A 22521-nucleotide genomic window follows, 5' to 3' on the forward strand; every position below is an offset into this window, starting at 1 on the left:
ATATTAGACTGGTAGGTTTGTGGCTCAAATACGAGTAAGCGCTACATTTACGGCTTTAGATTACGGTTATAAACAACAAACTTTGATGAAGCCTACTGTTAGTACAATTACATAAAGTGAATTTAAAAAGTACTCCATTTTAGTTAATCCTATAATAAAGCTTATTTAACTCTAGCCGCTTATTTGCATGCTTTCTTGAAAGAGTGCAGCCTAATTATTTTTTACGTTTGGTTAAGCGGATTCTCAAGAGCAAGCATGTTTTGGCTAAGAATATTAAGTGTCGCGTTAAAGCGCTTTAGTTGGCTTTTTATTTCAGGAGTTTTTAATAAACAAAGTGCTAGTGCCATTCGTAATAATGCGCATCCCTAAGCTTAAATGGCTCAAAGTTATAAATAAGCGGGGTCGATATAGCACTACTAAAGACATATCTAAGTAGAAAGGGATTTAAATTTATTTTTTCACGCATACTTTTTTGCCGATAGTTTTTTCTGTTTAAGAAAGCTTTATCTTTTAACAAATACGTACTAAAGGCAAAAAAGTCTAGTTGGTATGGAATTAGTAACCAAAATTTAGTTTACGGATTTTATTGTTATAAGCTATGCCACAGCTGCGGATTTAAGTTTTAGGTTAGCTATTTCACTTTGTGTTGGCAGTGCATCAAAGGCACCAAATTTAGAGACTGTTAATGCTCCACATTTAGTCGCAAAGTCAATAGCTTTTAAAACGTTTTCAAAATTATTAGTCCAAGTAGAAAATTCACTACGATTACAAATTTGCTTAGCTAGTTGATATAAAAAGCCGCCAATAAATGAGTCCCCTGCAGCAGTGGTATCTACAACATTTGCATAAGGGCAAGGGTAGGTTCCACTGAAAGATTGAGATGTAAATGAAATTGGCTTGGCGCCATCGCTCATAAGTACTAACGTTACACCACTATCAATCCACGCTTTTATAGTACTTTCTATATGCTCTATCCCATACAACATAGTTAGCTCTTCTTTACTCGCTTTGATGATATTAACTGTTTTGGCAACTTCAAATATTACTGATGCTGCAGTATGAGGTGCATCCCAAAATGCCGGGCGAAAATTAATATCCATACAGGATATAGAATCAACTTTATTAAACTGTTGCATAGCATATACAGTGGTATCGTAAATGAGTGGCTTGGCTAGCGAGCCTGAACAAAATGAAACAATTTTAGGTTGCGTAAATAAGGTTGGATCTAGATCTGTTATATGAAGGTCGTAATGGGCTGCGGATTTGTCATAAAACTCAAACGTACGTTCACCGCTTTTATCTAAAGACACAAAAGCAATGGCAGTTTTACCCCTTAGAGATAAACCAAGGTGATCTGTATTTACGTTATGGGATTTAAGGGCATTAATTAAAAAGTGGCCAAACTTGTCATCACCTACCTTTCCTAAAAGTGCACTTTTACCACCTAACTTAGCCACTGCTACAGCTACATTTGCTGGTGCACCGCCTGCAAATTGGTTAAAACTAAACGACTGATTTGAGGTGTTTTCGTTTATACATTCATTTGAAAGTAAATCGATTAACGCCTCGCCGATTGCAAGTACTTCCATCGTAAATACTCCTATAATAGTAAACATTATCGCCTGCTAAGCAGGCGATAAAAATAAAATTAAAAGCGCTTACCTATGCTAATACTAAATGTGCGTGGTAGCACAACCCGTGCATTGAACGTAGTTGCTTGACCCGCAACTGTTTCACCTGCACGTGGATCGCCCTCTGATAACCCTTCAGAATTATTTAGGTTTTTTACATCAGCGCGAAGGTAGTAGCCTTTTTCATTTTCAAGCGATAAACCAATATTTAGCATGCCATACATAGGAAGCTCCGCAGTGTTGGCATCATCAGCATAACGTTTACCACTCCATGAATAGCTACCATGTAGTGTTGCCATCCCCCAAGAAAAATCATCAAATTCATAGCTACTAGTAAGTTGTCCAAAATGCTCAGGAACACGTACAGGCATGTTGCCATTGATATCAATAGCCGCAGCATTACCATTCGCATCAAGGTATTGAGCGGCAGGGGTGTTCACAAACTCTGGAGATTGATAAGTAGCAGAAACACCAACGCGCCAGCCTTCGGTAACTTGAAAGTTTAACTCAGCTTCAACGCCAAGAGTTTCCGTATTTCTAAATGCTTGGCGTTGAACAACTTGGCCGTTTTCAACCGTTGGCACATTAAAAAATAAATCATCAGCAGCCGCAAAGTAACCCGTTATAAATGCGGCTATGTCGCCTTCATTATATTTGATGCCTACCTCAGCCATTACCGTTGATGCCGGCTGTGTTTCTCGACGATTGGAATTATTAAACTCGTCAATTTCCTGCTGATTTGCTAAGCCTGTAATTGCCATGTACTTGTCAACATCAGGCATACGAAAGCCATCTGCGTAACGTGTAAATACAGCCAAATCATCATTAAATTTATAGTTTGCGGCCACTGTCCAAGCAAGTTCATTGTATTCAACGTTAAAGTTTCTGAAGGTGCCTGCGCCAAAAGGTAAGGAGATATTGCCGTTAATAGTATCTGTATCACTGGCAAAGCTATTTATTGTATATTCTGCTTGATTTTGCGCCTCTCCATCTGCTTTTAATGTTTCGTATCTTAGGCCTAAATTGAAAGATACATCTTCAAGTTCGTACTCAAAATCGGCAAACGGCGCGAGAGTTTTTTCACTGTAAACAATATCTGCATAACCATGAGACCCTGACTGAATACCTTTATATGTGCCGCTGCCAATATCGTTACCTTGTTCATCGGTAAAAACAATATCTAATCGTTGTGGTAGAGGCTCAATTGATTGTAATGTATTAATACGGTAGTCAGTTACGTGACCATTGATATTAGAGAAAAATAACCCAAAGTTTGCATAGAGAGTGCCATCCCCCATGTTATCGAATGTGTAGTTTAATTTAGTTTCATTTTGAAAGTTATCGCCTTCGAAGCGTCTGTGCCAAAAGCCGGCATTAATACCGTAGCCATTTGTGTTATATGAGTTTACATCACTTGAGTTTGCAACACTAAACCCTGTACCTGCATCACGAATATCAAAATTTAAATTACCGTTTACGAGTGCATTACTTAATTGGTCTGCATTTGCATCATAAATGGCTTGCGCTTTATCTGATAATAATTCGGCATTACCTACATTTATGATACCGGTAAATGTAGTTAACATATCCGTATAACGCATTTGGTTAGAAAAAATTAAATTCTCGTTTATTTCTATTTCGGTAGTGTTACCAAAATAAGTGACGTCAGCGTAGTTGCCATCTGCTACGTCTAAATCTATGTCTCCGCTTGGGGTGTTGTTTAGCGTTAAAAGGCGAGCACCTGCTGAATTACCTGTTGTTCCGTCTCTTATATCCATACCACCAGGTATTGTTTGCGCATCGGTAGTGCTTCCCGTTAGTGGTTGTGGGATAAAAAAGAATGAACTGTCATCTTGTTTGTTTATTTCAAAGCGCGTAAATCCATTACCATCATCAAAAAAATATTTAATATTAGCGTTTATTTCACCACCTTGGTTTGCTGTATACCCAGGATCGCGTGCTGAGTCATCCTCACGGTACCAAGCGCCTACCGCATAGGTTGTTTGATCATTAATAGAGCCGCTTACCCAACCTTGCACTCCTAAACGATTATTACTGTTGGTTTCAAAAAATACATCGCCTTGAGTATCATCGCCCCCTTCACGGGAGATAAAGTTAATAAACCCTGCAGGTGCACTACCAACAAATATAGAGGATGCACCGCCTCTTATTGCTTCCACATTACCTACATAACTTGAAAGTCGAGTAAACCTGTCATTTTGAGTGAATAAAATATCTTGATTATAAAATACAGTCATACCGTCACGTAGTAGTGCTGTAAATTCAGTTTGGGTTGAAAGTGGGAAACCTCTGGGGGCCACGTTATTACCCGTTTCGCCGCCGGTGTCTTCGGCGTGAAAACCAGGAATACTTCTAACGAGCTCTGCTACACTGTGGGGCGCTAACTGCTCTAACTTTGCTTCGTTAAACGTTGTCATTGCATTCGTTGACTCAATTTTTTCTTTGGGTCGAGATGTACCTGTTACGATTATTCTTTCAAAACCTAAATCACTCTTTGTTTCTAATGAACCTTGGGCTTGCGACTTAGCTTTGGGTGAAATGCAAATAGCAACTGCCGTAGCTATTAAGGTCATTTTAGCAGACATATTTTTCATGTTGTTCTCTCTTTATTGTGTGTGTTTACAATTTTGTGATTTATTAATCAAACGAGTCAGTGTTTTCAAAATTGTGAATAGAATGTAGAGAACTTGATTTAATAAATCAACTATTATTATTTATTAATTTTTACAAACATAATGGTGACTTATTAGTCTATGTGATTTATGAAAAGGTACTTTGTATATAGCAGCTCAAGCTAAGCGCAAGCTGCTAATAGTGAATTCAGAATTGCTTTAATGGTGTGAAAGGATAGTGTTGTCTTGTGAAAAGTTTATGAGTAACGGTAAGTTAGCGCAGCCTATTGATTGTGCTTTAGCGCCAATAGAACCACTTTTTACTTCACAGCGATTAATACCACGGTGATCTGCTTCGCTTAATTTTATCTGGGTAGCGAGTACTATTTTTTCTCTAACGTTTATGGGAATAGCGCCGTCAATAACGACAGCTTCAAAATCAAAAATCGCAAGGGAGCATAATGCTGCATAGGCGAGGCCGTCAGCAACTTGATCTATCCATTTTTCTAAAACAGGTCCTAAGTCGCCCCAATATTCATTAGAACTCCATAGTATATCGGTGTTGTAGCCATCATTTTTAAGCATTTTTTCTAAAATATATAAAGATGACTGCATAATAAGCTGCTGAGAACTAAGTTGACCTTTGCTATTAAGCATAGGCTTGGGAAGTGAGCCAATAGCGCCTGCATTGCCTTTTTTACCTGTAAATAATGATTCATTTATGACTACGCCACCCCCAATAAAGGTGCCTATAAAAACATATAAAAAATCTGTAAATCGGGTAGGGTTTCCAAAGCTTAACTCAGCTGAACAAGCAGCTGTGTCGTCATTACAAACATAAACAGGTAGGTCAATTATTTGATTTATTCTTAACTTAAAATCAAAAGATTTCCACTGTTCCATTATTTCAGTAGGGGCACCGGCTTCTTCTGTCCAATTCCAAATCTCGTAAGGAGTAGCAACGCCTATGCCTAAAATCCTATCTGCTAGGTCTTTATTAAGGCTCATTTTTAGTACGCTTATACCTTTTCTTAAAAAGGTTAGTAGGCTATCTACTGTTGGGTAAGCGCAATTTTCATGAAGCGTAGCACGAATATTTCCCATTAAATCAATAAGTGTTAAATCAAAACTACGGCGACCTACTTTTAGACCTATACCAAATGCGCCATCAGGGTTTAGTGCAAAGGGGATTGTGGGTTGCCCCACACGGCCTCGTTGTGGCTCTTTTCTTATTAACAGGGAGTCGGCTTCTAAGCTATTAATAATAACTGTAACCGCTTGCGCAGAAAGCCCTGTTTTCAGCGCAATTTCAGCTTTTGGAGCGCTACCTTGCTGACGGATCAGCGTCATAATTCGACGTTCATTATAAGCACGCAGGCCTGATTGGCTTCTGCCTTCTTGTGATGTAAATCGAGGGTTTTTAGCTTTAATAATTATTCCTACCTAGTTGGTTATTGTCTTGAATAACTTAATTTATTGTACACCGCAAGATCCCGTTTGGCGATACAGCAACCTGTATAAATGGGAGCTGCTTTGCTACTTTGTTGAATAATATATTGAGATTATATAAAGCTAAAAGCGCAATAAATAACTATAGTTGATTTATTGACGTGCAGATATATACCTGTTTAAATGCTTTACTTAAAGTTAACAACTGAGACACTGAAATGACCACACACACACACACGAAAGCACCTCTGGTCTCAAAAGAGATGGTCGTGCCTTTTATTTTACTCGTATTATGTTTTGCAGCTTGGGGTGCAGCTGCAAATATGACCGATCCGTTAGTAAAAGTTTTTAGTAAAATTTTTACTATGTCTTCAGTGCAATCCGCATTGGTGCAGTTTAGTTATTATGGCGCATATTTTTGCTTAGCTATTCCTGCTGCCTATATTAACAAACGGTTTTCTTATAAAGTTGGCGTATTAACTGGGCTAGGCATGGCTGCAATGGGCGCATTTATGTTTTACCCTGCTAGTCAAGCAATGACCTATGGCTTTTTTTTAGCGGCTTTATTTATACTTGCAGGTGGCCTATCTATTTTAGAAACATCTGCAAACCCTTATGTTATGGGGATGGGGAATGAGCAAAGTGCAACTCGAAGGTTGAATTTAGCGCAATCATTTAATCCGGTAGGGACAAACATAGGGGTGTTTTTGGCTGCTACTCTTATTTTACCAAGCTTGAATACCGCTACTTCCGATGAGCGTTCGAGCATGACTACTTCGCAGCTCAAAAATATAATAAGCGCCGAATTGGATGCCGTAATGGTGCCATATGTGGGTATGGCATGTGTGCTTGTTTTTATTTGGCTTGCCATCGCGTTCACTAAAACGCCGGATTTTTGTAAAAAGAAGCAGGTCTCAAAACATGTTGATTTTAAGCCAGCCTTTAAACGCTTATTTAAAAATACCCATTATCGTTTTGGTGTAATAGCCCAATTTTTTAATGTTGCTGCACAGACATGTGTATGGACCTTTACGATTCAATATGTAATGGAAGCGTTGAATACAAATGAGGTCAGTGGCGGTACAATTTTACAGTACAGTATGATTACATTTTTAGTGTCTCGTTTTGTAATGACGTGGCTTATGGGATTTATCCGTCCTGCAAAGTTACTGATGGCTACATCTCTTATAGCAATGATGTTATGTATTTACATGGTGCAAATGCCTAATATAAGTGGTGTTTGGGCACTAGTATGTATTTCTGCTTGTTTGTCATTAATGTTTCCTACTATATATGCAATTGCGCTACACGGGTTAGGTGACGATGCTAAGCTAGGCGCAGCAGGTTTAGTTATGGCGATTCTTGGTGGGGCAATAGTACCTGTAATTCAAGCTGTATTTATTGATACTTACAGCGTTGCATTGTCATATATGGTGCCTGCAGGTTGCTTTATTGTTGTAGCCGCTTATGCTGCATTTGATTTAAAGGCCAAAGTAAGAACGTTTAACAAAACCTCTCCTTGTTAATAACTTGAGCCGAGTTAAGAGCTCGGCTTTTTTGTATTATATTTTCTCTGCTAGCTAAATACTGGTAAGTTGAGGCATTGATAATTAAAAGTTTATTAAGCCTTATGTTTTTTAGTATTAGCTCAATACAAGCAACGCAATATTTACTCGTATTTAGTGGGTGGTATTAGTCCGCGCCCATTGCATCAAAGAGCGAGGTTAAACTGGGTGGAGGTGAGTTTACTAAAACGAAAGACATTTTTAGTTTAAATCGAGCAACCTTATAACGCTCCTATTAAGCTTAATATGAATAATGCTTTTGTCAGAACCTCAGCAAAGTACTCACCATTGTAGTGGTACTACATCCAACAATTGAGATGTATATTTGTGGAGGGATTCTCGAAATGTAGTGGCCAATTATATTGGCCACAATTTAAGGTTCTTTATATTTAATCTTAGAGTCAATTGTCGTTAAACCTAAATTAAGCTAATTGAGTAGTTTCTTATTTGATTACTGCGGAATAAGTTTCGCGTTTTAATTTTGTGATTTTTACCCAAATTTATATGCTTATTAGCATAATATTTCCTTCTTAATGGGTGTCCAAAATTACTTTACCATTACGTTAGTAAAAAGCTGATACGAATTACAAATATAGCCCTCTACTTTAGTTGATAAATTTCAAATCAAACTCCGTGTGAATTATAGAGTTATCAACATCTCTCTGGTTTTGTCAATCTGATGTACAACTAGACCCGCATCATTGTTTTTTCAGGAAGCTCAATTCACTTCAATAGCTGTCGAGCTTCTTTGTTCTTAGAGAGATAGCATATTGGAACGATATCTATTAATTACACAATAACTAGCAACACCTTAAAATACATCTAGGCGAAAATTTCACGGGAGCATAGGCCTAGCGCGTATTACCTTTACTGCGAATGATCGGGGCAACCTTCAAAGGAGCTAGCTCAAATAAGCTCAGTTCGGTATTCCCGCCAATTGACTCGACCGAGAGGGCATTTTCTCCGGGGGCACCGAATACAAGATTTGAAAGTACAACTTCTCCGTTATTTACAAAGACCTCAATGGATGTTGTATCTACAATGATATCCAACATGACAAAGCCATCGCGCATTTGTACGGGCGACTTTCGAATCTCGCGGTAAACTTTGGGCATCGCATTGGCTATAGCATCACTATCGCGTTGGATAAATACAGTATCATTCGCAAGGTTGTACCCAACGATAGAAAAGTGCTTTTTTCCTTCCTTAAGTCGGAAGCGGACCTCTTTAGCATCTGAATCCGCATTAATCTTCACACGGAGACGGTAGGCGTCGGATGGAGGTTGAGGGAGTGTCGTTTTCGACGCTTCCGTCACCCGAATATTAGATCGAGCTACTGTACTGCCTTCAAGTTTGTTGATCGCATTTATGGGTTGCGATACAAGTTGTGGCTTACCGTCGACGGACTGAAGCATGATGCGCCGTACGACCGAGTTAGCTCCCCCGTGCCAGTCATCGGTTGGGAGTTTGGTGGCGTAGGCCCAGTTATTAAGCCAACCGATGGCATAGCGCGAAGTAAGGCGTTCGGCGTCATTGTTGCGGGGGTCGTCCCATGTCACTGCGGCATAAAAGTCGGCGCCCAAGTCTAGCCATTGAGGTTCATCGTGATCAGCGGTGAAATGTTCTCCGTCCCATTCTCCGGTCCAGTACACAGTTCCCGTGGTCATTCCTTTTTTAAAGCCGTTCGCGCCAGTTACCAGCACCCATCGTGTAGTTGCAGTGTCACCGTTGACCGACATCCGGAACAGGTCTGGACATTCCAGAATTCCAAGGTCGCTGCGCTTGAACCCAGACTGATACTTCCAATGCTTCAAATCGGGCGATGTGTAAAAGCCGATCTTATGACCCTCAGCCAGAACCATCAACCATTCATTGCGCGTGTCGTCCCAGACTATTTTAGGATCACGCCAATGCTGGGATCCTGGATTGTCCATAATAGGGTTGTCTTGGTACGCCTTAAAACGATAGCCGCCGTCAGTCGAGACAAAGAGTGATTGACGCTGCACACCCTCGTGCTGTTGAGTCATAATGGCGATTACCGCGCCAGGACCGAAGCCTGCAGTGTTATTGATGTCAATTACTGCGCTGCCGGTTTCAATATCGCCGAGGCCATTCTTATACTTATCAATTGCCACGCCGTGATCTTGCCAGTGCACAAGGTCAACCGAGGTTGCGTGGTACCACTCAGTACCATTCCCTATAGGATAATCGGCATTGTAAAGGTAATAGTAGTGCCAGATACCGTCAATCATAATTGGACGCTGAGGATCGTTCATCCAGTGTTTTTCGGGGGTCAGGTGCATTGCGGGTCTATATCGTGCCCAATTAGTCGGACGCTGGTATTTAGATGATTTTTCTGTCAACAGGGGCAACGGTGAGGAGCTGATTGCTGCTTCGGAACCGAATTCAACGGCCGATGACCCCCCTGAATTGAACAGCGCGACCAACATGCAAATTGCCAAAGACCAGCGACTTGCAGATATTAAAATAAAATTGTTATTCATAACTCTCCTTATTGGAAAATCGGATAAAAAGTAAAGTAGTTGCGCAAAGGTACTCAATGAGCATGATAGATGGTATGGGCGGTACAAAAAAATTGTAAAATAAAGAAATGCAGTGCTTCAAAAGTCACTGCCGCAAAACAAAAAAACAGACTGACAGTTTGTGAGGCTGTCCAATGAATCCGCATACTTTTATTTGTCAGGTACAAATAAGAGAGAAGAGGATACGTCGGTACAACACATTCTCCTCTTCCCCCTTGTAAGGACTATATAAGTTAATTTACTAAAGTTATTGCTTAAGTGGCTTGATCTGTCCGCCCGAATTCACATTCAGGTTTGCAGGGATATCGGCCCAACCACCTAGCCCATAACCATTTACGCCATAGGAATAATCAACCTCTGACGAGTCGCCGTTAATTTTTATCCTAACTGTAGGTGCAAGTGTCCCACCACGGCGAAAATTTTCTTTAGTGCCGATTGTGTCGATGAACGATTGGATTAAACCACCAGGCATCACATAGTGTGAGTATGACTGGAATTGACCTGGATGCTGATTATAGTCTGGCGCAAACGGGCTACCTGGCCAGTAATTGAGGTTTGTTGGGTTACCGAGCACCAGCCCAGATCCCTGGTTCATCGGCTGGTAATCGCTGCGAATACCGTTGCCTACGAAACCATATACGCCCTCGGGGCCAGTAATACCTGTTGCATATGTAGTGCTGTGGCTAATAGTGAAAAGATAGTACTTGCCATCTTGTTGGTAAATCTGCGGTCGTTCAGTCTGGTCGGTGACACAGTTTGCAGATAGAATAGGCGGCAGAAATTCCCACTCGGTCAGGTCGTCGTTCGTAGCCCTGGCCAGACCAACGTTACCGATTTGAAAGGGCGCACCCGATGCATTCACTTGAGTTACGGTTTCTGCATAAGGGTCGCCGTCCCGGTAGCCAAGGTCGTCAGCATCACACTGTGCAGTGACCCGATCCATCGCCGTGTTGCCCTCAAATACCATATAGGTCTCACCTGGATGAGCCGGATCTTCGAAAGTAAACGGGTCGCGGAAGTTATAGTAAGGGTTTTGCTCAGCATTTTGGTAGTAAGTGCCGTCAGCCTCGAGTAACGACGTAACTTTATTGAACCCGGTGAATCTCACACCGTGTTTATTAGCATGCACATGGCCTACGCTTAGGGCGAGTCGAGAGTCGTACGGTTTGATGTCCGGTCCACCGTTTTGGTCTCGGTAGAATGCAACATCTGTGAAAAATAATTTTATTTCACCACCTGGAAAAATACGCGCCGAGCCTGACCACTGGGTCTGGTGGCTATAAGACTGGTCCTCGAAAATTTCACCGGTGACACCTTCATCGAACACGAGACCACCATAGGTCCAACCACCATTTTCTGGGCGTTGGTCAGCGGAAATCCCAGCCGGCCGATAGAAGTAGCCGATCTTTGCGTAAACATGACGGTCATCAAAGCCAAGGCTACGGTCAGCTACTAAAGAAAAAATGATCTCCTGCCCATTGACACTGTACTGATTAGCATTCTCGTCAGTAAGAGGCCAAGAGTCCCATACCCAGACCTGTTCGTTCGACATGTCGGGAAAGTTTTGCGGGATATCAGGCATAGTATATTCTTCAGGCATCGAATTTTGACGTGAACCTGCCGTCGGATCAGACATGCGCTTGATTTGGCGTGCATCAGCCCGCGTCCACTTCGCAGTGAAATTACTCTCAGGTGAAAATGCCTCTTGGGTGTGAAGTGTCGGCTCGGGACCTGGCTGTAGATAAGGTTCTGCAACAGCTGCCGTTGTTAAACCCAGAAATGCACACAAAATTGGGATTGTCGATTTACTTATTTTACTATCCATCAATATCTTCTCACTAAATTGAAAATGTTTCCCGTAAAAGAATAGCCTCTTCCTAATAAGACACCCTGTTACCCTAGTCTAAATCAATTATCCTCAGTGAAAACCAATTGTATTCACTTGAATGTATGCGACTTTTAAAGCGAAATCGATTCGGACAAAGGCTAAAGTTTATCTTCTGGAATTAGCCAAGAAATTCAGGCGTAATAATGTCCTCGCTAATTGATATTAGCAGTGTGACTATATACTACTTTCTCTAGTACTTAAACGATTAAGTTGCATGTTTAGTAAGAGTATACTGATTTAATAATATAAATATAAACATAAACATAAATATAAATATAAAAACTAATGCATGAATTATCTTTTACAAAACCCAATTAATTCATCTCGAATTAAGGTTTGGTCATATATATGGGGGTAAATGGGTTAGTGTTTACTTGCGGTCTTAATGAGTGACCTAGAGGGAGAAAATAAAAAGTGTGAATATTAATGCTGTAAAACTAAATTTTAATGCTTTAAGGTTGTGATTCTGCATTTAGGTTTTAACTGAAATACAATGTGTTTATCATCATTCGGCACTAGGTTAATTAAGGTTTTACTTAATCGATTAAGTTAATCTGGAAAAAGGAGGCATTAGTTTTACACTAGTGCTTATGTAATGGAAAAATGAACCCCGAATATAGGATTACGTATTGTTATTTTCCGATGAGTCAAAAACGATACCGACTCATAAAATACTGTTGCTTTGGGTCTTGAAAAGCTTTCCCGCCAAGGTTTTAATCTTCATCAGGGCATCTAATTTTCGACCATATGTTTAAGCAAGAAGTATACGTTTTAATAACTAGGCAAATTACCACTTCAAATCACTTACTGAAATAGATGTTTTCAAGCGATTTCTCGTTGTTTAAGAAATTTACCTAATAAAAAACATAATTATTTTTAGAGTGTAATTAAGTTAATAAATCTCAATTTAAGTGCCATATTTCATTATAAATCAATAAGTTCTCAACGCGCCGTGTATTCTCGATTTAAGTGGCACTGATCATTTTGATCGGCGCCATATAACTTGAGAATCTCAGCCAAGTAATAAGATTTCAAAACAATAACTTAGCTTGTATTCTTTATGGGTACTGCGCCTCTTAAATTGAGAATTATTTATAGCTAAAAACTGCCCCAACACAAATTCTCATCCAGCCAAAAAGTTCTCATTCTGCCTTGCATATTCTCATTCTGCCACTGAAGAACTCTGACTTGATATTAATGAGCACATAATTAAGTAGATTCTGTATTCGGTAAATTAGTGGCGAACACTATACGCTAATATTTACTTAGTAAAAGTGTAGTAAATCGATTAGAAAATGGATTTTTAGGATAAAGAGAAATGAAGCCATTTAAGTGAAAGCTAAAATGCAGATATGCGAAGCTTCATTTGTAATGTTAAGTTAATTCAAATTTGGTTTGATTTAGGTTTAGTTATGGATTAAATTACTAAACCTTTATTAAAAAAGGGAAAGTTAAACTTATTGATATTCAGTCGGTTAGTTTTAGTGAACTGCCGGTATTGTTATTAATAAAGCATAGACCGAGAGCAAGTCTCGGCCTAAAAATTAAAGTTGAAATTACAAAGTGCTAAATGTCGAGTGATAGCTGTTTGTTTTGTGTTTTCGCCAACTTCAAAGTATCACAATTAAGTATACGTTTTGAATTATTGCCATGAATGTAAACGGGCCTGAGCTTACCGGTATTAATCAACCTCATTAGTTCTACCTTTGGTATACCGGTGACTTCAGCTACGTTTGCAACGGACATCGTTTTATCTCTTATAAGTTGAGTATGTAATTTACAAAAGGTATCGAATGCTTCAGGCAAAACGTGTATGGAATGCATTAAGTCTAATGAAGGTTTGTATGTTATTAATAATTCTTTATTTTTAGCAGCTATCAGTACATCAGTTATACAGATATTATGAAGAGCCATAAAGCGACGTAGCTCAGAAAGGGGGACGTAATCTTTATTGTGGCTGAACTCGGCTAAAAAGGTATAAACACCTGATATTTCAACGCGAGTATCTGTTCTTAAGGCCTTTTTTGAATCAGTTCTTATCAATCCAACTTCGACTAAAAGAGCGATTTGTTTAAACGTTACCCCAATTATAGAGGAGGCTGTTTGAGCTTCAAACCAAAGCTGAGTTATGGGAGCTTTTGAACGAATATACTCGCTATTATACATTTCATATAGTGTGGATAATGACCCCCATTCACATAGCAAATTCTGAACAATAATTTCAATTTTGTGAAACTCAATGTTCAACGGTAGATCTGTTGGTACACGTTTAGCCCTTTCACTTAAGAATACTCTAGCACTATCTGGGTTATTAAGAATATCAGCCGCTCTATTTAATAATGTGGAGGTAATCTCCTTTGGTGGGAAACTCGTTCGTGTATTACTATCGTCAACTATCACTTTAGCTATGAGGTATGCATCGTGGACTTGTTCAGGTGATTTTAATTGATTATTCAATGGTATATGCGTTAAGCGTAAGCCGCATAAAGGTGATGTGCAGCGGCCATTTAGAAGATTAATGGTAAATTGCAGCGGTGAATTGCAATGAGGGCATTCGGATAACAGGGCACACTCATGAATAATACAGTGTCGTAAAAATGGATTTTGCCACTGGGCCCTAAAATACCCATATTGGTTAACACAATCTGGACAAACTTGTGGCGTTAGCAATCTCGCATGTGTCCAGCACTTTATCTTTAATGATGATAAAGTGCGAGTTATAGGAATAAGGTGATCAAGGAGTCCGTTCTTTGTTGATCTACCTTTGATGATACTGGTTAGCATAGCCTTATTGAGTACGCGAGATTCTGATTGTATGCCATTTCTTTTAAGTAAACGAAGTACATAACCAATACCTGACTCCGCTTCATAGTAAGAGGGTTTTATTGGGAAACGCATTAGCATAACCCCGAATAGAACTGACTTCTAAGGTTTTTATCTTGCTCATTTAGATATGCATCTAATTGTTTTTTTGTTAAAAGTTCATAATCAAATGGATTGACAGCCCCAATTGCATATTTCTCAAAGTTTTCAAATAAGGCTTCTATAAGCTGATCATAGTTTTTTGCATTTCGTGTGTTATTACGTAAAAATAAATCGCGCATTGTACTCATGGTGTGCTCACTGTACGCAAGGTAAATACGATCAAGTAGCTCACTGTGCTCATCCTTTGTTAAATTTGGCAACCCAACTTGTTGAATGAACCAATTACAACAGGCAATCCAGTTTTTCGTTTTAGGAAGGATTGGCTTAATTTCAATGGGGCGCATTTGTCGACGAGACATCTGCTCGTCATCGTCAAATTTACCGGCGGTTCTACCAAATGTAATAAGGCGCTTAGCACTGCTTGTACCGGCGAAAATAATCGAACAACGGATCTTGTTGCTATCGATCAGATAGCAAAAATATTTAATAATTCGTTGAAACTCTATCCCATCATAACTTGAGGCAATATTCTGAATTTCATCAAGAATGATTAGCTCCACTTCTAGGTCTTTGAGAAGTGAGATAAGTTGGGCATCCAATTCAGCTGCAGTAGTGCGAGAGTTTTGTGTTGTTCCCTCTAGCTCTGAAATTAAAAATCGAGTTATCTCTGCAGTACTTTTTTTAAACTCCTTAAAAGCGACATAAAAGATTGGTTTTGTCGTTTTTTCTGGCTTAGTAACAGGTAAAAACTGAGCGTGATACTGCTTTAATATATACGTCTTGCCAGCACCCGAGGCACCATAAATAAGTTGAGCTCGTTTATCCTCTGAAGGTACGTGATACATATTGTGGATTTCCGCTATCCTCTGCCATATCTTCATTTGAATGTCACATGCGAAAATTGTACTGGGCATAGTTACCATTGTTTTTCATTTCCTTCATCATCATTATAACGGGTAGAGGCCATTTCTCTGGTTTTGCTCACTATCGTATCTGCGTAGGTATCTTGTTCACCTGAGTGCGATATCTGTGATTTAAGTTCATTCACTTTATGAGATTTTTTTATTCGCTCTACAATGGATAAGTTCTCTTTCGTATTTTTATTGAAAGACGCTACCTTCGGGCCCCTGTGCTTTTTGCGATTGGGCTTTTGCTTTACGAATTCAGTTATTTCACCGACATAGTGACCAGTAGGAGTATGGGAGAAAGTTTCTGTATATATTCCGAGTTGGGTCAGAGTTTGATTGCCATTTAGTTCAGCAAAGCTGACTGGTAGTTTAGTATCATGATGGTCAATATTATCAGCCACTATTTCCACAGGATTGTTCTCGCCAGGCAGTGTTGCTTGAACTGTTACTTTTCTGGCATCTAGGTCGTCATGAAACACATAAACAGAGGGGTTTTCACCCAGCTCCATGTCTGTTTTAGTAGCCGCGTATAGTTGTTTTAGCTCATCACTGTAATAATCTTGACCTAAACATCTGATAGTTCCACGTTGCTGTAATTTATGTGAGGCCTGGGCTCTGGACACGTGGAAGCAATGTTGTAGCTGATCATATGTGAATGAAGGCATAGGCGTATCAATAATGGACTGATTCCATTTTTTGATAGGCGTATGGCCAGCCTGTTTATGGTGTTTGTGCATGTATTCTGTCAAAAATATATTCAGTAGCTTTGTAAAATCAGATACCTTTATATCCGCACGTTTAGCTAATGGAATTGTGTCGAGTGAGTTCGGGTTAGTACGTTTTCCTGAATAACTTTGAAATCCAATACTCGTCTCACCACTTTGCGTTTCAATCTTCATACCCGAAAAAAAGTGATCTCTTAACACATTAAAAAATGACTCAATGAATGGCTTCTTAGCAGGTTGATTTGATGGTGTATAATGAATATTTAACTCTAGTCGCTCCGCAGCCTTTTTTATCAAACGATTATTAAACCCTGGGCCATTATCCATAATCAATGTAGTCGGTTTACGTCCATTCATTGTAAGATTACTATCCGCCATAAATATTTGACGTAAAAGGTTAAGCCCACCGGCAGAGTTTTCAGGTTCAAAGCTAAGCACCACAGAGATAGGTGCGCGTGTGTATACGTCTATTGCTACATACAAAGAAATAGGCGGTGTCGGAAGACCTGTTTTGTCGTCAATTAAACACATATTTAGCACAACACGGTCGCATTCAACGCGCTGCATTGCGTAATAGGTTTTTATTCGTTTACGTAGCGTTGTTAGTCGCTTATTGATTTCCGCTTGTGAAAGGCCTTTAAAATTAGCAAGTTTTTCGGCATCAGTAAGCTCTTGTAACCGGCGGTAAAAGGTGCGTTGTGATGCGATTTGAATCTCATTATTTTTCAAGCTAGCTTCTTGCGCTTCTCGTTTATAGTTACTGTAATATGCGCCTTTGAAAGCAGAGTTATTACACGAATAGACGGTAGCGATGTAGTGCTGTATGAAAGCCTCAGTGGCCGCATTTAGCCGTATAGGCCTATTACGCTTCACTCCCGCAAGCGCCTCATCATTAAAATCTGATTGAACCCATACGCGCCAATGGCGACATACCGTTTTCCATTGCGGGTGTTTTGTGGCAATAGTTGCAGGATGTTGGCTCTCGACTCGTTTGATGAGCTCATCATATGTCTTCTTGGTTGTAGCAGGGTATCCTTCACTAACCAGTTCTTTCAAGATAGATTGATAAATCAATCGTGATGTAACCGTTAACTTTTGATATTCTGTTAGTTCAATATGTGGATGCTGTGCGCTTCTTAATATAAAGCCTTGATCATCAATTGATTTCTCAAAGTCGTCTCGAGGTAATAGGCGCTTCTTAGTCTCTATACCATCACCGGAAAGGAGTATTGATGTACTGTCAACAAACGCAATAGATTCAACGTTACCGTACTTATTAGTCAAGTCAGTACCCGTAGCATATCCGATCATTTGAGGTGACCTCGCATCAATGTAGTAGAGGCGTTTAACGGCTTCTCCATATCGAATTTATATACATTTGATGCAATTAGTCCATAAGCCTCTGCCACTGGGTTTTTAGCTATACCCTCCAAGCATTCGATGAGTTCACCAAAGGTTAAATCTCCATCAGGCAGCATTGTTAATGGGAATGAATGCTCCGAGTAATACATTGTTATCAGATTAAGGTTCGCCATAAAGATAGTATTGAGCTTATCGACGATGATTAACCGTAAACCTATTTGTGCTTTTTTTCGGGTGTACTCATTAAAAAGATGAATTTTCGAGTGATACTCTTTATCAACCTGAGACTCATGATGAACTTCAATATATTCAGCGAAGCCAGAATGATATAGGACTAAGAAGTCGGGTGTATAGCGGTAAACTTTTTTGTCTATAGTCACTTCTATTTGCTCAGGCTGGGTGGCAAACAGCTTCACATTAGGGTCACATTCCAGTTTAAAAGCCAGGATCAGCTCCTGAAATGACTCGGGATTAAGTGCGCACTGATTTTTATGGGAGTAAAATCGTATAACAAATCGACCTCTGTGAACGTTAGCGTTCGTCTTTGTAACGGTCATAATTTTACCTCCCAAAAAATAAATGTCTTTACACTATAGATAATGGGTGATAAATTAAAAGGTTTATCTTTAGAATAGTTGTTCTTGGTAAGCATTTTTACATTATTCCTTTCGTCATAATTAGGCTTATCAATCCTTGGAGCCACTGAAAATTTTGTTTTATTTTCAAGGGTTAATCTCACTTTAAAATTCAAAAGTTAAGTTCAATGTTTTTTCTACGAGCAAATTATTTATTCTCAAAAAAAATTTATCTTTAAAGTACTGTGAAGGTTTCTCGAGTTGTTTTTACCTTATCCAAACCGATTTTATGTTTGTGTTTAACATGAAGTTGTTATGTTCAAGTAAAACACCCAAAGTGAAATTAGTATTCAGTGCTGCTCCTAAAAGCTTAAATTTAAAATTTCACACCTAGCCCCCAGCAAGGTTGATGCTTTTCAAAAGGCAGTCACTATGATTGCAGATATTACAGAAATAGAGAAGGTTAAACTGGTCAGACCTCTCGTTATCTTCTTTAAGTGTCTTTGATTTGGGTTTTAAAATTCATAAAATGCCAACGATATTAATTCTAGGTTAATTTAAGCATTTTTATTTTTTGTGTTTTTTAAGAAAAAAGAGGGGGTGTTCTTGTTTATTAAGTTAAGGTTAATGGAGGCTTAAATTTTTTTGTAAACAAGATGGAGTGACATATGAAACACAAGCCAGAAGGGTGGGTTGTTTTAACGTTTCAAACTATTGATAGCAAACCCTGCTATGTGTTGTTTTGTTCGTGGAAAAATGATGATGAATGGAGAGTAAGCTCAGGTTCAATGGTTCTACCTCACTTATCACCCTGTGGGAATTATTGGATTTGGCCTCAAATATCAGGCTCTGTATACGAGCTTCCCGTTGATGAAGAAAATGGCTATACCTTCTACACTGGCGCTGTATTAGATGAATTGTTAGTAAAAGGGTATCGCGATGGTACTAAGCTAAAGCGCATTGCACTTAAAGATATTATGGAAGATAAATAAGGCGATTATCGCCTTCTAATCTGTCTATTTTACTTTTAAAGGTCATGAGCTCTACATTACGGTAGATACCTAGGGGCTTTGGTAGGCAAAGATGAGAATCTGTATTATGTAAATATTGCTAGTTCTACATTAAAAGCTAATAAATGAATACAGTAAAAGCTAATAAATGAATACAGTAAAAGCTAATAAATGAATAGAGTACAGGTATAACTAACGCGCACTTTCTTAGTAATCCAGCCTAATAAAATTTGGCTAATATTCAATAAGATTCTGTTTGCGTTGCCGAAGGAGTTGATATTCTGGCTTCATTAATCTTTAATAAGCACAAATATTACTTCACAAAGGATTACTTATGGGAAAGGAACTCGATATTTATAAATTACACAAACCAGATAGAACATACGATATAATTGACCTAGATAACGTATCGATGGCAGACCAAATTGCCGAAGAAAATAACCTCAGTTATAAAGAAGCAGTAATATTAGCCAAGATTGGCTTTCCAAGCGGCAAAACTAGAATAACGGATATAGTCAAAAACGGATTTAGCTGCAAGGTTGAAAAAGAAGCTTTAAAGCAAGCCTACGACGTAAACTTATTTACGAATTACCTTGTTTTGAACCAAAAAGCGTATATTGCCCTAGGGAACTATCTGCAAGTATACGGGGAGTTTATACCGCTTAGGTGTGATAAAGAGCTAATTTTATTTAATCCACTCGTTTTCGAAGAAGAAGACGAATCTCTTACTGAAAAGGCTTACCTGAATGGTATTGAGGATGGCCTCAAATCCTTATCATTTAAATCAGACAAAAAGCTTGTTTTTAAATCATGCATGCAAGGTGGGACAGCACTTTATTGTAATGCTGCGTTTAAATCTCTGGTTAATGAAAATAGCTTAAGCGGACTTTCTTTTAACAGTGATTTAGTTAGCATTTTTGCTTAACAAGATAAGCGCGTAATGTATTCATTTAATAAGATCTAACCAAAACTGTCAGATTTGAACAAATAAAGTCAATCAAATCGAACAGACGCATTTATTCCATGAGCGGACAGTGATAACAACACCCAGCTAAGCCGCAGAAAAGGTGTTGATTGTTTTATAGCTGCCAGAAAATTAAGTATATAGGAGCCTCTTCACATAATTGTACACCCCAGCCTTTATTTCTATGTAGTTAGTGAATAAGCTAATCCGTAGTTAAGGCTAAAGAAAATGTAATTTTTTTGTCACTAACTTTCGCGCTTAATTGCGCATCAATTGCTTTACTAAGCGTCTTAGCGATTGATAGCCCTAATCCAAAGTTATCAATCGATGTTCTTGAAGTGTCTTTTTGCCATAATGGGTCAAATAATTGGTCTATATCGCTATCATTCAAAGGTTCATTAAGGGAATTAGTAACTGATAATATTAAGTTTTTATCCCTTACAACTCTCGTGGAGACTAAAATTTTTGAATCGAGTGGACTGTATTGTTTCGCGTTGTTAACTAAATTGCTAAAAATTGATTCAAGGGCAAACAAGTTGCTCATAATTGCTGGTGCATTTTCATCCAACTGCAAATTTACACGTGATAAATCATGGGTTTCCAGTATTCTGCTAATAACTTGATTTAAATCACAGGCATCTCGCTTGTTCAGCTTACCTCCCCCGTATTTATGTAATAGCAATAAATTTGAGACTATATTTTTAAGTCTCAGGCTTATCTTCAAAGCTTCAGGCTTAAAGTCATCATTGAGCTCTTTTTCATTTGGAAACCGTATGGAGACTTCTGCCATATTAATTAGTTCGGCAATGGGCGTTTTTATTTCATGGGCAATATCTGATGTGAGGCGCTTCTCTCTTAGGTAAAGTTGCCTGTTCTCTTTAATAAAGGCATTTAAACTTTCAACAATTGGCAAGAGCTCTTTAACTGGCTCTTTTATAAATATCTCTGAGCCTTCACTGATAATGCTTAACTGACTGATATCCTTATTTAATTGTACCAATGGCGCAAGTGATGTATCTATGGCCTTTCTGACAAACAATCGAATAAATACAATAACTGTAATCGTCGTGACTATAAAAATAACGTCAATCAACCAAAGTACAAAATCAACTTCCTCAGAGGATGCTGTATAAGCTAAAATCATTGACTCACCGTCTGTCTTTTTAGAGGTGTCAACTGATGCATTATCTTTTACTTGTGGTATAAAACGACTGTAAAAAATTCGGCCATCTCGACCATCAGGTAGTTGAATAGGTCGTATTTTTGATTCGCCAATTTCCAAGTTTTCAAATGGTAGGTTTTTAACCTCAAATAAATCTAAACTTTTTGAGCGGATGGAGGTACCTTCTTTGTTCCATATTTGAAAGTATTCGGGCTCAACTTCTCCTGCGAACTCAGGCATAAACTCACTGGAAAAATTATAGGAATAACCATTATCGGTCTTATTTACTAAGGTCTTTAACATACCTGCTTTAGATTGCAGGCTGCGATCAAACTCATTGTCTATCCAGCTATCAACAGCAATATCAGTGGCCAACAATATGCATAAAACTAACCCTGTTATAGTTACTGAGAGAGTAATTACTAGTTTACTGCGAATAGATTTCATCATTGCCCTTGCACAATATAACCAAAGCCACGTTTGGTTTGAATTGGTAGCTCTCCCCCTGCAACTCTTACTTTTTTACGAGCAGATGATAAATGGGCTTCAATCGAGTTTTTCGATATTAAATCATACTGTCCTGCAAGATAGGTACTTAGCTTTTCCGCACTAAACACTTTATTTTGATTGCTAAATAAACATTCGACAATTTTGTACTCGTTGGGTGTTAAATCAATAACGTTGTCAGAAACTTTTAGCAGTTTTAACTGTAAATTCAGGGCTAAATTATCAATAACTATAATATCACTGACCATTTTTAGTCCACCACGACGCATTAAATTTAAGAGTCGAGCGTGAAGTTCATCAAATGAAAAAGGTTTAGTGAGGTAATCATCCGCTCCGGTTAGAAGCCCTAAAACGCGGTCTTCAGGTTCTTGCTTTGCGGATAAAATTAAAACTTTAGTATCAAGCTGTTTTGTTCTTATGGTTTGCAGTACAGTGATGCCATCGATACTAGGTAGCATAATATCAAGTATTACAAGCTCATATTCACCTGTCATTGCCATACTCAACCCTTGTGAGCCATCACCGGTTTCATCCACCGCAAAGCCCAAATTTGTTAAGCCAACCCGTAAACTACGTCGCAGTGACCCTGAATCTTCAATTATTAATAACTTCATGTTCTATTTGTTCACCTGAAAATACATCTTAATCACTAGGTTACGCTATATAACTTAAGT

The 22521-nt window shown here is 38.8% G+C and carries 14 protein-coding genes; 3 read left to right on the plus strand and 11 right to left on the minus strand.

The annotated features are described in order from the left end of the window. Nucleotides 1-596: 596 nt before the first annotated feature. The 3 genes from PSH50_RS19625 to PSH50_RS19635 all read right to left on the minus strand — a co-directional run bounded on the left by PSH50_RS19625 (nt 597) and on the right by PSH50_RS19635 (nt 5701). Nucleotides 597-1616: a carbohydrate kinase gene (locus tag PSH50_RS19625; RefSeq protein WP_273587021.1), complete on the minus strand. Its 1020-nt coding sequence runs from the start codon at nt 1614-1616 to the stop codon at nt 597-599. 32 nt (nt 1617-1648) lie between these two features. Next, nucleotides 1649-4246 carry a TonB-dependent receptor gene (locus tag PSH50_RS19630; RefSeq protein ID WP_273587022.1) on the minus strand — a complete coding sequence of 866 codons (2598 nt, stop codon included), beginning with the start codon at nt 4244-4246 and terminating at the stop codon, nt 1649-1651. Nucleotides 4247-4483: 237 nt separating this feature from the next. Next, a complete protein-coding gene (locus tag PSH50_RS19635; protein WP_337939021.1) occupies nt 4484-5701 on the minus strand; it encodes an ROK family transcriptional regulator in 1218 nt (405 codons plus the stop codon). Nucleotides 5702-5931: 230 nt separating this feature from the next. Here PSH50_RS19635 and fucP point away from each other — a divergent pair, with 230 nt between their 5' ends. Continuing rightward, nucleotides 5932-7239: an L-fucose:H+ symporter permease gene (gene fucP / locus PSH50_RS19640; RefSeq protein WP_273587023.1), complete on the plus strand. Its 1308-nt coding sequence runs from the start codon at nt 5932-5934 to the stop codon at nt 7237-7239. Nucleotides 7240-8129: 890 nt separating this feature from the next. Here the strand turns inward: fucP and PSH50_RS19645 are convergent. From PSH50_RS19645 to PSH50_RS19670, 6 genes are all read right to left on the minus strand, one after another. Next, entirely contained in the window at nt 8130-9782 is a 1653-nt protein-coding gene (locus PSH50_RS19645) for a glycoside hydrolase family 32 protein (RefSeq protein ID WP_273587024.1), read from the minus strand. Nucleotides 9783-10068: 286 nt separating this feature from the next. Beyond that, the gene (locus tag PSH50_RS19650; protein ID WP_273587025.1) at nt 10069-11646 is read right to left on the minus strand and encodes a glycoside hydrolase family 68 protein; all 1578 of its coding nucleotides are present in this window, start codon (nt 11644-11646) and stop codon (nt 10069-10071) included. A 1629-nt stretch (nt 11647-13275) separates the two neighbouring features. Continuing rightward, nucleotides 13276-14166 (minus strand): hypothetical protein, encoded by an 891-nt coding sequence (locus tag PSH50_RS19655; RefSeq protein WP_096042864.1) that lies wholly within the window; start codon nt 14164-14166, stop codon nt 13276-13278. 440 nt (nt 14167-14606) lie between these two features. Beyond that, a complete protein-coding gene (locus PSH50_RS19660) occupies nt 14607-15557 on the minus strand; it encodes a TniB family NTP-binding protein (RefSeq protein WP_024032700.1) in 951 nt (316 codons plus the stop codon). Next, nucleotides 15551-17578 (minus strand): hypothetical protein, encoded by a 2028-nt coding sequence (locus PSH50_RS19665; protein ID WP_273609986.1) that lies wholly within the window; start codon nt 17576-17578, stop codon nt 15551-15553. The genes PSH50_RS19660 and PSH50_RS19665 overlap by 7 nt, the downstream gene beginning before the upstream one ends. Beyond that, the gene (locus PSH50_RS19670) at nt 17575-18186 is read right to left on the minus strand and encodes a TnsA endonuclease N-terminal domain-containing protein (protein ID WP_024032698.1); all 612 of its coding nucleotides are present in this window, start codon (nt 18184-18186) and stop codon (nt 17575-17577) included. The genes PSH50_RS19665 and PSH50_RS19670 overlap by 4 nt, the downstream gene beginning before the upstream one ends. Before the next feature lie 686 nt (nt 18187-18872). On the opposite strand from PSH50_RS19670, the gene PSH50_RS19675 reads away from it, so the two are divergent. Next, nucleotides 18873-19196 (plus strand): hypothetical protein, encoded by a 324-nt coding sequence (locus PSH50_RS19675; RefSeq protein WP_024032696.1) that lies wholly within the window; start codon nt 18873-18875, stop codon nt 19194-19196. 352 nt (nt 19197-19548) lie between these two features. Continuing rightward, nucleotides 19549-20139 carry a hypothetical protein gene (locus tag PSH50_RS19680; RefSeq protein WP_273609987.1) on the plus strand — a complete coding sequence of 197 codons (591 nt, stop codon included), beginning with the start codon at nt 19549-19551 and terminating at the stop codon, nt 20137-20139. A gap of 241 nt (nt 20140-20380) precedes the next feature. Here the strand turns inward: PSH50_RS19680 and PSH50_RS19685 are convergent, their stop codons facing one another. After that, nucleotides 20381-21790, minus strand: a complete 1410-nt coding sequence (locus PSH50_RS19685) for a cell wall metabolism sensor histidine kinase WalK (RefSeq protein ID WP_223866400.1) — start codon at nt 21788-21790, stop codon at nt 20381-20383. Then, complete coding sequence (locus PSH50_RS19690) at nt 21787-22461, minus strand: response regulator transcription factor (protein ID WP_024032693.1); 675 nt, start codon at nt 22459-22461, stop codon at nt 21787-21789. The genes PSH50_RS19685 and PSH50_RS19690 overlap by 4 nt, the downstream gene beginning before the upstream one ends. Between the last annotated feature and the right edge of the window lie 60 nt (nt 22462-22521).

The sequence above is a fragment of the Pseudoalteromonas sp. Angola-7 genome, assembly GCF_028599255.1.
Lineage (GTDB): Bacteria > Pseudomonadota > Gammaproteobacteria > Enterobacterales > Alteromonadaceae > Pseudoalteromonas > Pseudoalteromonas atlantica.

What these genes read in the sequence shown, in the direction of transcription:
- PSH50_RS19625 (WP_273587021.1), bottom strand. Translation starts at nt 1,616, where the DNA reads ATGTTTACTATTATAGGAGTATTTACGATGGAAGTACTTGCAATCGGC.
- PSH50_RS19630 (WP_273587022.1), bottom strand. Translation starts at nt 4,246, where the DNA reads ATGAAAAATATGTCTGCTAAAATGACCTTAATAGCTACGGCAGTTGCT.
- fucP (WP_273587023.1), top strand. Translation starts at nt 5,932, where the DNA reads ATGACCACACACACACACACGAAAGCACCTCTGGTCTCAAAAGAGATG.
- PSH50_RS19645 (WP_273587024.1), bottom strand. Translation starts at nt 9,782, where the DNA reads ATGAATAACAATTTTATTTTAATATCTGCAAGTCGCTGGTCTTTGGCA.
- PSH50_RS19650 (WP_273587025.1), bottom strand. Translation starts at nt 11,646, where the DNA reads ATGGATAGTAAAATAAGTAAATCGACAATCCCAATTTTGTGTGCATTT.
- PSH50_RS19660 (WP_024032700.1), bottom strand. Translation starts at nt 15,557, where the DNA reads ATGGTAACTATGCCCAGTACAATTTTCGCATGTGACATTCAAATGAAG.
- PSH50_RS19665 (WP_273609986.1), bottom strand. Translation starts at nt 17,578, where the DNA reads ATGATCGGATATGCTACGGGTACTGACTTGACTAATAAGTACGGTAAC.
- PSH50_RS19670 (WP_024032698.1), bottom strand. Translation starts at nt 18,186, where the DNA reads ATGACCGTTACAAAGACGAACGCTAACGTTCACAGAGGTCGATTTGTT.
- PSH50_RS19675 (WP_024032696.1), top strand. Translation starts at nt 18,873, where the DNA reads ATGAAACACAAGCCAGAAGGGTGGGTTGTTTTAACGTTTCAAACTATT.
- PSH50_RS19680 (WP_273609987.1), top strand. Translation starts at nt 19,549, where the DNA reads ATGGGAAAGGAACTCGATATTTATAAATTACACAAACCAGATAGAACA.
- PSH50_RS19685 (WP_223866400.1), bottom strand. Translation starts at nt 21,790, where the DNA reads ATGATGAAATCTATTCGCAGTAAACTAGTAATTACTCTCTCAGTAACT.
- PSH50_RS19690 (WP_024032693.1), bottom strand. Translation starts at nt 22,461, where the DNA reads ATGAAGTTATTAATAATTGAAGATTCAGGGTCACTGCGACGTAGTTTA.